Source organism: Pseudomonas simiae (assembly GCF_900111895.1).
GTDB classification, from domain to species: domain Bacteria; phylum Pseudomonadota; class Gammaproteobacteria; order Pseudomonadales; family Pseudomonadaceae; genus Aquipseudomonas; species Aquipseudomonas simiae.
Map to the genome: position 1 here is coordinate 812161 of NZ_FOKB01000002.1, position 12429 is coordinate 824589.

Below are 12429 nucleotides of genomic sequence, written 5' to 3' on the forward strand. Positions count from 1 at the left end.
GCAAACCGCCAACCTGTCAAATCTGACAGTAGGCGGTTTGTTTTTTGGGGGCTAACTGGATGGGCATTCCTTATCAGGAGATTCCCATGCAGCGTCTTACAAGTAAAAAAGTTATGCGTACCGTCCCCAAGGTATTACTGGCGGCAGGTGTTGCTGTACTGCTCGCCGCTTGTTCCAGCGGCCCTACCGAGACGATTTCGAGTGAGTACCCGGGGGGTGATCCAGCTTGCACTAGCGCCGGCTATTTCAAAAGCGTATCGCCCGGTTGGTATTATCGGTGTATATACCACGTCAATATCAATCGATGGATAAAATACCCGATGCAGTGCCCGGCTGGACAAGATTTTGATGACACTCTGAAAAAGTGTGTACCCAGAAAATAACAAATCAGCGAGCCTCTCTTCCTGACGGTAGAGAGGCTTTTTTATTGCATCAAAAGTGGTGGTGTCGGGTAGCAATGTCACCACCCGGCACCGGTCTTGAACAATGAGTCTATGGCCGCTCCACAACCAAAATATCATCCAGTGAAAACTCGGCCCCTGAGAAACCACTCTTGAAATAGATGCGTATAGGCAAGAACTGAGACGGAACCCCGGCAGGCAATGCAAAGGTCCGGGAGTGTGAGGTCCATACTCCGGGATTGTTATGCAGGAAATGTTCTGACTGAGTGCCGAACTCCATGTAAACAAAGGGTTGATAGGGGTTCAAATCCACCTTCATTTTGAAACTCAAGTCGTAGGTTTTACCGCTTTTGATAAAAAAGGATTTAATGACGCCGGGAGTGATAGGGCTGCCATTGTTGAGTTTTACAAACCAGAAATTGTTGTTGTTGACGTTTCTGATCAGGCCCAGACTGCTGACGATGTTGACCCACTGATTCCAGCTTAATAACTCAAAGTCCGTCAAATCATAGAACCGAAGCGCTTGGATGAAGTAGTTGCTCGACGGAAAGGGTTTGGCGTTCAGTTCATTAGTATCGCCATTGAAAGTGACGGCTGCACTTACCGTCACCTTGCTTTCATCCGTCAGTGCGGTAAACCAGCTGCGCATTGCCTTTTCATTCACTATCCCGTTGTCGGCTTGGGTCTGGTCGATCAGATGGCCGTTCAACAGTGTCAAGGGGGTTGCGCCAACACTATGGAGCTTGAGCCAGATCCGTTGGTCCTTGCGGCTTAACGTCCAGGGCGCCAGGCTCACCCAGCAATCGGTGTTGAACGCATTCAAGTCTATTTTTGAGCCGGGTGGCAGGCCATTGAGCCTTGGCTGCGGCAGTGGATTGCCGCCGGGTACTTCATCGAAGTCCAGTACGCGCAGGTTCAGTACCCTTGAGTCATCGGTGATGCCATTGGTTGTGACGTGATACTGAAGACGCAGGACGCTCCCAATGTGGTCGCCGATCACGCTGTTAGAGAATTTGAAATCGACAAAACCCGCAGTTGGGTTGCCGTATTGAGGTGCTATGGACGGTAGCGTCGCACCGGGGTTGCCCTGCAGTTCGAGTTTGATGAGATCGTTCGAAGACATCGGTGCAAATTGCACGCGAACCGTCACCTGCGCAGTGTTATCAGCAATGACCGGGTTGATAGTCGCGTTTTCGTCGTCCACGGGTGTGCTGTTATAAACGAAAGGCGCGGGCAAATGGCGCGCAGCGAGGACTCTCATGTGCACGGTGTTCGAGATGCGTGGTGCAACGCCTGGACGCGAGCGCTCGTAGAAAATATTCATATTTTGATTGAGCAGGATGTACTGGCGCTTAAGCGTGAAAGGCAGTGGCCGGTCTTTCCAAGTGTCTGAGACAAAGAAGGGTTGGGGCGGCGCGCTGCCACCTGGCACATAGCCTTCAGCATGCAGGATGACCGTATCCCCCTCGATGATGTCGCTGTGGGGGTCGACCTCAATGGTGGCATCACCGGTGGACTGGTTCGAATCAAACACGTAATCAGGCGGTGGCGCCTCATGCACTCGCGGTTCTGGCAGTACAGCCGTAGAGGCACTGATACTAACTGTTGTGTCCGGGGATGGTAGTGGTCCCTCGCTATTCTGACGGGTATAAGAGGCAGTCAGGCTGCCACCTGCCAATTTGGCAATGTCACCCTCGGGGCCATTGATAATCGAGAACACCACATTGCCTACGCCTGCATTTTTGGATTCTTCGTGGTAGTAAAACTTGCCGTTAGGGTAGCGACCCAACAGCTTCAGCGTGATGCGGTCAAAGTAGTCCTGGTCGTCATATTTAAGGATGTCGATGTTGATGATGGTGGTATCGGCAGGCAGTATTCCATCGACAGCCTCGCGAAAGATCGGGGCGCGAAGTCCGCCGGGAATGGCGGTGCCGATAATAGTGACCGGCGTGAGGTGTGAGCCTCTATTCTGCGCGCCAAAGCGAATTCGCTCATAGCTAAGTCGAGCCTCACCTTTGATCAACGGTATCAGGTCGCTTACCGGGCATGGAATTTTGAGCTGGCGCGTCGTGGTGGATGTCAGTGGATCAGAGCTGTAGGTTTTCCTCACCGTTTGCCCACGCAACGTCTTGCCGATGAGGGTCACCTTGATCACGTCGCCCAATAGGTAGCCGTTATTCGCGATTAGAACGACGATGTTCACGAAATCGCCAACGACGTGGTCGAGATCGAGGATGTCTTCCGGAGCCTCACTGAAGAAACAATGGGGCAACAATGGCTCTGAACCATCGTTCAGGTAGACCAGGAGGAATTCGGCGACCGACCAGCCGTCGGAATAGTTTCCGCATTCATCAATCACGCTCCACTCAGCGACGTGATGGCCGCTGCCGATCTGGCGCCAATGTTCAATGCACAGCTTGAAAACAATGTCGTCATGGTTACCCTGTTCCTCCTGCGACACTGAGTGTTCGAATAATGCATCGCCGATTTTCAGGCGAACAACATCCCGCACCGCCCGGTAAGTGCGGGGTGACAGTGAGGTATCGGCAGGGTAGTAGGGGACGCGAATCTCTATGCAGTTTTGGGCGTCGTCTTCTGTAACGCCAAAGTCGAGAAATTCTTGGGGAATGATCGGCTTGAGCAGGTTCGTGTTTACAAATCTGTCCCCGTCCGGATTGTCCCCGCCGGGTTTCACCTTATCGACCTTCAGTGCGAATTTTCTTGTTTCTCCTACCGCCTGGCCGAGGCGTGTCACCCTGAAGAACACTGGATAGGTATTACCGTCGGTGATCGAACTTGACGGTACGAACAGGGGAATCACCTCAGCGTTATCCACTTCATGCTGTTGGATGGTGGTGGAGGCGACGGGGTCGGTCAGAGAGCCCCAGAACAGCTCCACGAAATCCAGGGCTGCCGCCTCCAGAAATGGCAGCAAGCCGATCAGTAGTCCCTCCTCATGCGTGGTGATTGCGACGAGATTGATACCTGCATCGTAGCCTTGCACCGGCCGGGTACTTGCAGGGATGTACAGTACCAAATCTTCGAGGTGAACCTTTTTGAAGGCTTGCGTCGAGTTGAGCGACAGGTCGGACGGGGGCGGCACCAAGTAACGACGGTCGATGAACGTACGCTGCACCGGTGGCGTCTTTTTGAGGGGGCGCGTGCTTGAGTAAGGCGTAAGCAGTGAGCGCCCCTCTGAGAGCTTGATCAAACGCTGGTCTGGATTTTTGGAAAGCTCTTCGTCGTTACCCATGGTGGAAGCCTCTGCAGTTATTGAGGAACTCAATGTCTACGGCCCATTTACTGAGTGGGAGTAGTTGCGAAGAGGTGTAACGCGGAAGCTGGGGAGCAACCAGCTGTGAGAATTGACAGTGCCGACAAACGGCAGCGGCCCGCACGCGAGCCGCTCACGTTACCGAGGGTCAGGGTTGACGGTTCCAGTGCCGGAACAGAGGTTCGGCGAGGAACAGGACGAACAACAAACGCATCACCTGCATGGCCGTCACCAGGGGAACGGACAACTGCAGCGTCTCGGCGGTCAGGCTCATCTCGGCAATCCCCCCCGGCATCATGCCCAACGTCAGCGAGCGCAGGTCCAGGTGGGTCAAGGCACTCAAGCCCACCGCTGCCAATGTCGCCAGCGCCATGGTCAGGGCTGTGCCGATCAGGGTGCGACCCATGAATGACGGTGCCCGACGGAAGAACTGCCGGTTGAAGTGGCAACCCAGACCGCTGCCGATCAACCATTGGCCGATTTGGCTGCCGCCGTCGGGCAGGCCGATATGCAGATCCCAGATCACACTGGCAGTGGCGCTCACCAGCAAGGGGCCGAACAACCACGGGTTCGGCTGACGCAAACGCTGCCAACCCCAGGCGACCAGTGCGCCCATCGGAAACAGCGCTAACAGCCACGGCCAGCTCACGGGCGCCGGATGAAACTGCGGTGTACCGCCTTCCAGCAGATACTTGAAGATCGCCGGTACACACAGCACCACCACCAATACGCGCAGACTCTGCCCCGCCGCGACACGGCTGAGCACGGCGCCATTGCGTGCGCCGAGGTTGACCATCTCACCGGAACCGCCCGGCATGCTGGAGAAAAACGCCGTGGCGCGGTCTTCACCGCTGCGGCGCATCAACCACACGCCAACCACGCTCGACATACTGGTGACCAGTGCGCCGAAAAAGATCAGCCCGAAGTGGCTCATCACCTGTTCGATCACCACCGGCGTGAAGTGCAGGCCGATGCCGATGCCCACTACCCATTGGCCGCATTTGCGCCCGCCGGGAATCTCCGCCAACTGCCACGGCGTGAGGCAGCGCACCAGGATGATCGCCAGCAATGAGCCGACCATGTACGGCAAAGGCCAGCCGACGAGGCTGGCCAGGTAACCGCCGGCCAGGCCGACCAGCGGTGTTCCCCACCAATGTTTAAAGGTGACCTCAGACATCGGCCACGGCACGACGCTGCAAGGCACGTTTGCGGTAGATGCGGATCAGCGGGAAGGCCAGCATCAGCGCGGTCAGTACCCACACACCAAAGGTGATCGGGCTCGACCAGAGGATCTGCAGGTCACCGTTGGAAATCGACAGCGCACGACGCAGGTTCTGCTCCATCAAGCCACCGAGGATAAAGCCCAGCAGCACCGGCGACAGCGGGAAATCGAGCTTGCGCAGGATGTAGCCGAAGATGCCGATACCGACCATCAGGAACAGGTCGAAGGTGGTGGCGTGAACCGCGTACACGCCAATCGCCGTGATGATGGCGATCACCGGTACCAGCGCCCAGTTCGGCACGGCAAGGATGCGGGTGAAGATGCGGATCATCGGGATGTTGAGGATCACCAGCATGATGTTGGCGACGAACAACGAGGCGATCAGGCCCCAGACGATGTCCGGTTGCTGTTGGAACAGCAGCGGGCCAGGGGTGATGTTGTACAGCGACAGTGCGCCGATCATCACGGCCGTGGTACCCGAACCTGGTACGCCGAGGGTCAGCATTGGCACCAGGGCACCGCAGGCGGACGCGCCGATGGCGGTTTCCGGAGCGGCGAGGCCACGCATGTCGCCCTGACCGAATTTACCGCTGGCACCGGCCAGGCGTTTTTCGGTCATGTAGGCAACGGCTGACGCCAGCGTCGCACCGGCACCTGGCAATACGCCCATGATGAAACCAAGCAACCCACAGCGGATGTTGACGACGAACACCGCGCCAGCTTCCTTCAAGTTAAACATCATGCGCCCGGTGGCTTTGACCGCTTCCTGGCCACGGTGGGTTTTTTCCAGCAGCAACAGGATCTCGCTGATGGAGAACAGGCCCAGCACCAGCACCACAAATTGGATGCCGTCAGTCAGGTGGATGTTATCCCCGGTAAAGCGATACACGCCGCTGTTGGCGTCGATGCCGACCGCCGACAGGAACAGGCCGATCAGCGCCGCCACGAACGTCTTCAAGGGTTTGTCACCGGCCATGCCGCCGAGACAGACAATCGCAAACACCATCAGTACGAAATATTCCGCCGGACCGAAGGCAATCGCCCATTGGGCCAGCAACGGCGCAAACAGCACCATGCCGCAGGTGGCGATAAACGCGCCGATGAACGAACTCCACGCCGACAACGACAGCGCCACGCCAGCCAAGCCTTTGCGGGCCATTGGGTAGCCGTCAAGGGTGGTCATCACGGTGGACGCTTCGCCCGGGATGTTCAGCAGGATCGAGCTGATACGGCCGCCGTATTCACAGCCCAGGTACACGGCTGCCAGTAGGATCAGCGCCGATTCGGGTGGCAGGCCCAGGGCGAAGGCGATGGGGATCAACAGCGCCACGCCGTTGATCGGGCCCAGGCCTGGCAATAGGCCGACCACGGTGCCGATCAGGGTGCCGCACAGCGCGGTCACCAGGTTGTAAGGGGACAGTGCAACGCCGAAGCCCTGGCCCAAGTAGCCGAAAGTATCCATATCAATTCTCCAGAACGTCGAGCAGGCCGAGGGGCAGCGGCACATCCATGGCTTTATCGAACAGCAGGTAAAGACCAATCGCCATCAGGCCGACGATCACTGCACTGGGCAACCAGCGGCCGCCATACAGGCGCGCCATCGGGATGCCGATCAGCATGCTGCTGAGGATGAAACCCAGGGGTTCGAAGGTGCCGGCAAACACGATCAACAGCGCGACGCACACGCCGATCTTGATCAGGGTTTCGCGGTCCAGCGCGGGTTCTTCTTCCGTGTGCTTGGTCGGCTGGGGGCGGAACAGCATGTAGATCAGTGCCAGGCTCATCAGCCCGAGCATCAGCAGCGGGTAGGCGCGAGGTCCTACCGGCTCGTAGGAAAACGACGCTTGATACGGCCAGGCCATCAGCGCGAGGCCGGCACAAGCCAGCAGCAACACGGCGGCGAAAATGCGTTGTAAGAGCATAGGGAACTCCTGGATCGCGCCCCGAACGGGGCGCGGCTACGGAATATGGCGACGCTATAGGAGCGAGCTTGCTTACGAAGAACGTCAACGAGGCTGCGTGCTGCCTGGATAAGCGCGGTGTCGTTGCGTTTTTCGCGAGCAAGCTCGCTCCTACAGAGGGGCAATTACTGGATCAGGCCGAACTCTTTGGCCAGCACTTTGTAGTCAGCCACCTGTTTCTTCACGTAGGTGTCCAGCTCCGGGCCGGTCATGGCGAACGGGAACAGCTCGCGCTGGTCACGCAGCTTGGCGAACTCGTCGGAGGCCAGCAGCTTGTCGAACGCGTCTTTCCACCAGGCGTAGTCGGCATCGCTGACTTTTGGCCCGAGGTAGAAACCGCGCACCACTGGCCAGACGATGTCGTAGCCTTGTTCCTTGGCAGTCGGAATGTCTTTCATTTCCGGCTCGTCCAGGCGCTGTTCGGAGAACACCGCCAGCAGGCGCATGTCGCCGCTCAGGATGTGCGGCATGGAGTCGGAGATGTCGGTACTGCCCACCTGGATATGGCCACCGAGCAGGGCCGTGGCAATTTCGCCGCCGCCTTCGAGTGCCACGTAACGCAGTTCACGCGGGTTGATCCCGGCCGCCTTGGCGATCAGCGCGGTTTGCATCCAGTCCTGGCTGCCGACGGTGCCGCCGGAACCGATTACGACGCTGCCCGGATCTTTCTTCAAGGCTTTGACCAGATCGTCGAGGGTCTTGTAGGGCGAGTCGGCTTTCACGGCGATAGCCCCGTAGCTGGTGCCCACCGCCGCCAACCAGCGCACGGCACTTTCATCGAAGCGACCGAACTTGCCCTGGGCCAGGTTCAACAGCGAACCGCTGGACCAGGCCACCAGCGTACCGGCATCGGCAGGGCGCTGGGCGACTACGGCGTTGTAGGCCACTGCGCCCACGCCACCTGGCATGTAGGTCACGCGCATTGGCTTGCTCAGCAGTTTCTCGTTGACCAGCGCGCTTTGCGCCAGTTTGCAGGTCAGGTCAAACCCACCGCCAGGCGAGGCCGGGGCGATGCATTCCGGGCGCTTGGGTTCATCGGCGGCCAACAGTTGGCCGGCGAACAGCATGCAGCCGGCGGCGAGGGCTAATTTACGCAGTGAAGGGGTCATGGTTATCTCCGTCTTTGTTGTTATGAGGGGTTACTACCAGAGCGCAACGCTATAGCTGACCAGCAAGCGCATTTCATCCGCATCACGGGCGGAGTAGTTGGAACGGTAGGTGGCGTTGCGCAGGCGCACCGCCACATCCTTGAACGTGCCGGTTTGCACCACGTACTTGATCTCGCTGTTGCGTTCCCACTCCTTGCCAGTCTCGCCGTTCTTGAGCTTGATGTTGTCACCCGAGAGGTAACGGCTCATGAAGCTCAGGCCGGGGATGCCCAGCTTGGCGAAGTCGAAGTCGTAGCGCGCCTGCCAGGAACGCTCTTCGGCGCCGGCAAAGTCGTTGATCTGCACGAAGTTGACCAGGTACGGGTCGCTGCCATCCACATACGGGAAGGCGCTGTCGCCGGACATGTGCTGGTAACCGGCACTGAGCTTATGGCCATTGAGGGCATAGCTGAACAGACCGTTGAGGGAGGTGTTGTCGATCTTGCCGCCGCGTGCTGCGCCGGTATCATCGCTGATGGCCAGGCGCAGGTCGGTGCCGAAGGTGCCAGGCCCCATCGGGCGCGAGGCCACCAGGCCGAGGAAGTGCTGGCGGTACACGTCATCCAGCTGGGCGAAGTGGTAGCTGCCGGTGATCTTGTCAGCGAACTGGTAGTCCGCGCCGCCGAAGTTGAAGTGCTTGCCGGTGGCGCCGCTGACGAAGCGGCTGTTCTTGTTGTTGAGGGCGATGTCTTCGTAATTGGTGTCGTCACGGTCCTTGGCTTTGTCCAGGCGCCCACCGGTGAATACCAGGTTCTTGAATTCTTTCGAGGTGATCAGGCCGCCATTGAAGGTCTGCGGCAGGATGCGCCCGTCGTTGGGCTTGAGGATCGGCAATTCGGGAATCAGCGAGCCGATTTTCAGCTCGGTGGCCGAGATCTTCACTTTGCCGGTCAGGCCCAGCTTGGAGTACTCGTCGGCGGCACGGCCGTCGTCATGGGTGGGCAATAGGCCGGTGCCGGTGCGGTCGGGGCTGGAGTCGAGCTTGACCCCGAGCATGCCCAGCGCGTCCACACCAAAGCCGACGGTGCCGTCGGTGTAGCCCGATTGCAGATTGAGCATGAAGCCCTGGGCCCATTCGTCGCGCTTGGATTGCTGCGCACTGGTGCCGTCGCGGAAATCGCGGTTGAAGTACATGTTGCGGGTTTCCAGGGTCGCGCTACTGTCTTCGAAGAAGGCAGCCTGGCTAAGCGGCGAAAAGCCGGCAAGCGTAGCAGCACTGGCGAGGGCGGTCTGGGTCAGACGAGAAAAACGAACAGGCGAGGAGGCCTGGGGCTGTGTCGACAGCATCGTTGTGTACTCCGTTATTGTTCTTATTTTGGCGAAAACGCTTCGAGGCGTTTTTCGGGCGCGACGTTGAGGTCGCTCGGCGGGCATAGACCACCGTAGCTGGATGCTAAAGGGCGAAGCTTTCACTAACCTTTCAACGGCCTTTCAATGTTTTCGGGCTTCACAGGGCAGGCGGCGCCTGTAAACTGCCCGCCAAAGCGTGGCGCCGACCACCCCTGAACGAGGTAGAAATCCATGCGTGTCTTGCTGGTTGAAGACCATCTGCAACTTGCCGAAAGCGTCGCGCAAGCGCTCAAGAGCACGGGTTTGACCGTTGACGTGCTGCACGATGGAGTGGCGGCGGACCTGGCCCTGAGCAGCGAGGAGTACGCGGCGGCGATCCTCGATGTGGGGTTGCCACGCATGGACGGTTTCGAGGTGCTCGCACGTTTGCGCGCCCGTGGAAAAAATCTTCCGGTGTTGATGCTGACGGCGCGCAGTGATGTGAAGGACCGTGTGCACGGCCTCAATCTTGGCGCCGACGATTACCTCGCCAAACCTTTCGAACTCACGGAGTTGGAGGCGCGGGTCAAGGCACTGTTGCGGCGCAGTGTGTTGGGCGGCGAGCGCCAGCAGGCCTGCGGCGTGTTGGTCTATGACCTCGACACCCGGCGTTTCACCGTGGGCGGCGAGCTGATGACGCTGACCTCCCGTGAGCAAGCGGTGCTTGAGGCGCTGATTGCACGGCCGGGCCGGGTGATGAGCAAGGAGCAGCTGGCTTCCCAAGTGTTCGGCCTGGACGAAGAAGCCAGCCCCGATGCCATCGAAATCTACGTGCACCGCCTGCGCAAGAAACTCGATGGCCAGCCCATCGCCATCGTGACCTTCCGCGGCCTCGGCTACTTGCTGGAAGCCCGCGATGCATAAGCCCAGCAGCCTGCGTTGGCGCCTGCTGTGGAACCTGGCGCTGTTGCTGGTGCTGTTGATGCTCGCCAGCGGCATGAGCGCCTACTGGAACGGCCGCGAGGCCGCCGACACCGCGTACGACCGCACGCTGCTGGCCTCGGCGCGCACCATTGCCGCCGGCTTGACCCAGGTGGATGGCACCTTGAGTGCGAACGTTCCGTATGTGGCCCTGGATACGTTCGCCTACGACAGCGCCGGGCGCATTTATTACCAGGTCAATGACATCCACCAGAAGCTGATCTCCGGCTACGAAAACCTCCCCGGCCCGCCGCCTGGCACGCCGCGTACCGATGACTATCCGGCGCTGGCACGCTTCTATGACGCCATGTACCAGGGCCAGCAGGTGCGGGTGGTGAGCCTGCTCAAGGCGGTCTCCGAACCGAATATGAACGGCATGGCGGAGATCCGTGTCGCTGAAACCGATGAAGCGCGGGTGAGCATGGCCCGCAGTCTGATGGCGGACACGTTGCTGCGCCTGGGGATGCTTGCGGTCGGCGCATTGTTGTTGGTGTGGTTTGCCGTCAGTGCCGCGTTGCGCCCGCTGGAGCGCCTGCGCACGGCGGTAGAAGAACGTCAGCCAGACGACTTGCGGCCATTGCCCTTGGTGGAAGTGCAGCATGAGTTCGGGCCGCTGGTGCGCTCCCTCAACCATTTCACCGAGCGCCTGCGCGGCCAATTCGAACGTCAAGCGCAGTTCATCGCCGATGCAGCCCATGAACTGCGTACCCCGCTGGCGGCCCTCAAGGCCCGGCTGGAGCTGGGGTTGCGCGCCGAGGATCCCGCTACTTGGCGCAGCACCCTGGAAACCGCAGCCCAGGGCACTGACCGCCTGACGCATCTGGCCAATCAGTTGTTGTCGCTGGCACGCATTGAAAACGGTGCCCGCGCGATTGCCGAAGGCGGCGCGCAATTGCTGGACCTCAGCCAGTTGGCGCGGGAGCTGGGTATGGCCATGGCCCCGTTGGCCCACGCGCGCGGCGTGGCGCTGGCGTTGGAGGCCGACGAGCCCGTGTGGCTGCGCGGTGAGCCAACCTTATTGAATGAGTTGCTGAGCAACCTGGTGGATAACGCACTGGCTCACACGTCTCCGGGGGGCAATGTGATCCTGCGGGTGACGGCGCCCGCCGTGTTGGAAGTGGAGGACGATGGCCCCGGGATCCCGCTGGATGAGCGGGACCGCGTTTTCGAGCGCTTCTACCGTCGCAGCCAGCAGGGGATGGGGTCTGGCCTGGGGTTGGCGATTGTCGGTGAGATTTGTCGGGCGCACTTGGCCCAGATCAGCCTGCACGATGGCGAGCAGGCCGGCTTGAAGGTGCGGGTGAGTTTTATCGCGGGTTGATCAGTAGAACATCGAGCGGGCTTCATCCAGCTCGGCGCGCAACGCATCGCTGTAGGGGTCGACCCGCAGTTTCTTGAGCGCCGGCAAGGTCGAGACCGGTACGCTGGCCAAGGGATGATCGGTGCCGCGATGGCAATACAACACGGCGACCTGCACCAGGTCGATGTAGTCGAGCTTGGGCGAATCGCGTTCCAGGTCCAGGTATTGGCCGGGCAGTTTCGCCAGCATTTCCGGGAAGTCCCAGACTCCCAACAGTTTGTCGCCCAGTAACGGGTGGATACTCTCGATGACATGGTTGAGGCTGACCGGGTCTGCGAGCAACTCGTAGTGGTCCTCGGCGTACGTCAGGATCGGCAATACGCCGATCTGATGCACCAGGCCGCCGAGTGCCGCCTGGTCTGGCTTGAGCTGGCTGTGGCTGCGGCACAGGGCGTAACTGACGCCCGCCACTTCCAGGCTGCGGCGCCATACATCACGCATCTTTTGTTCGACCACGTCGGAGCGGGCGTGGAAAATTTGCTCCATCACCAGGCCGATTGCCAGGTTGCTGCTGTAGTTGGTGCCCAGCCGGGTGATGGCGGTGTGCAGGTCGGTGACTTCCTGGGTGGCGCGCAACAACGGGCTGTTGACCACTTTGATCAGGCGCGCCGACAGCGCGGTGTCGCGACCGATCACTTTGCTCAAGTGGCTGATGCTGATCTCCGGGTCCTCGGCGGCCTGGCGAATATTCAGGGCCACTTCCGGCAATGTCGGCAGAACCAGCTCATCGTTGTCGATGGCCCTCACTAAAGCCTGTTGGACTTTTTCCGCCAGCGTGTTCATTCATGCTCTCTAGGGTGTTGCAAAAAGGTA

The 12429-nt window shown here is 59.6% G+C and carries 9 protein-coding genes; 2 read left to right on the plus strand and 7 right to left on the minus strand.

What is annotated here, in order from left to right:
• Nucleotides 1-492: 492 nt before the first annotated feature.
• The 6 genes from BMZ57_RS09710 to BMZ57_RS09735 all read right to left on the minus strand — a co-directional run bounded on the left by BMZ57_RS09710 (nt 493) and on the right by BMZ57_RS09735 (nt 9293).
• Nucleotides 493-3654 (minus strand): hypothetical protein, encoded by a 3162-nt coding sequence (locus BMZ57_RS09710; RefSeq protein ID WP_069672320.1) that lies wholly within the window; start codon nt 3652-3654, stop codon nt 493-495.
• Between the two features lie 169 nt (nt 3655-3823).
• Nucleotides 3824-4852, minus strand: a complete 1029-nt coding sequence (locus BMZ57_RS09715) for an AbrB family transcriptional regulator (protein ID WP_010212230.1) — start codon at nt 4850-4852, stop codon at nt 3824-3826.
• The gene (locus tag BMZ57_RS09720) at nt 4845-6359 is read right to left on the minus strand and encodes a tripartite tricarboxylate transporter permease (RefSeq protein WP_010212228.1); all 1515 of its coding nucleotides are present in this window, start codon (nt 6357-6359) and stop codon (nt 4845-4847) included. Before BMZ57_RS09720 ends, BMZ57_RS09715 begins: the two co-directional genes overlap by 8 nt.
• A 1-nt stretch (nt 6360) precedes the next feature.
• Nucleotides 6361-6819, minus strand: coding sequence for a tripartite tricarboxylate transporter TctB family protein (locus BMZ57_RS09725; protein ID WP_010212226.1), 459 nt, complete (start codon nt 6817-6819; stop codon nt 6361-6363).
• 164 nt (nt 6820-6983) lie between these two features.
• Nucleotides 6984-7967: a Bug family tripartite tricarboxylate transporter substrate binding protein gene (locus BMZ57_RS09730; RefSeq protein ID WP_010212225.1), complete on the minus strand. Its 984-nt coding sequence runs from the start codon at nt 7965-7967 to the stop codon at nt 6984-6986.
• Between the two features lie 33 nt (nt 7968-8000).
• Nucleotides 8001-9293, minus strand: coding sequence for an OprD family porin (locus tag BMZ57_RS09735; protein WP_010212222.1), 1293 nt, complete (start codon nt 9291-9293; stop codon nt 8001-8003).
• Nucleotides 9294-9527: 234 nt separating this feature from the next.
• On the opposite strand from BMZ57_RS09735, the gene BMZ57_RS09740 reads away from it, so the two are divergent.
• Nucleotides 9528-10199, plus strand: a complete 672-nt coding sequence (locus tag BMZ57_RS09740) for a response regulator (protein WP_010212220.1) — start codon at nt 9528-9530, stop codon at nt 10197-10199.
• A complete protein-coding gene (locus BMZ57_RS09745) occupies nt 10192-11577 on the plus strand; it encodes a sensor histidine kinase (protein ID WP_010212218.1) in 1386 nt (461 codons plus the stop codon). Before BMZ57_RS09740 ends, BMZ57_RS09745 begins: the two co-directional genes overlap by 8 nt.
• Here BMZ57_RS09745 and BMZ57_RS09750 read toward each other — a convergent pair whose 3' ends face one another.
• Nucleotides 11578-12399 (minus strand): HDOD domain-containing protein, encoded by an 822-nt coding sequence (locus tag BMZ57_RS09750; protein WP_010212217.1) that lies wholly within the window; start codon nt 12397-12399, stop codon nt 11578-11580.
• Between the last annotated feature and the right edge of the window lie 30 nt (nt 12400-12429).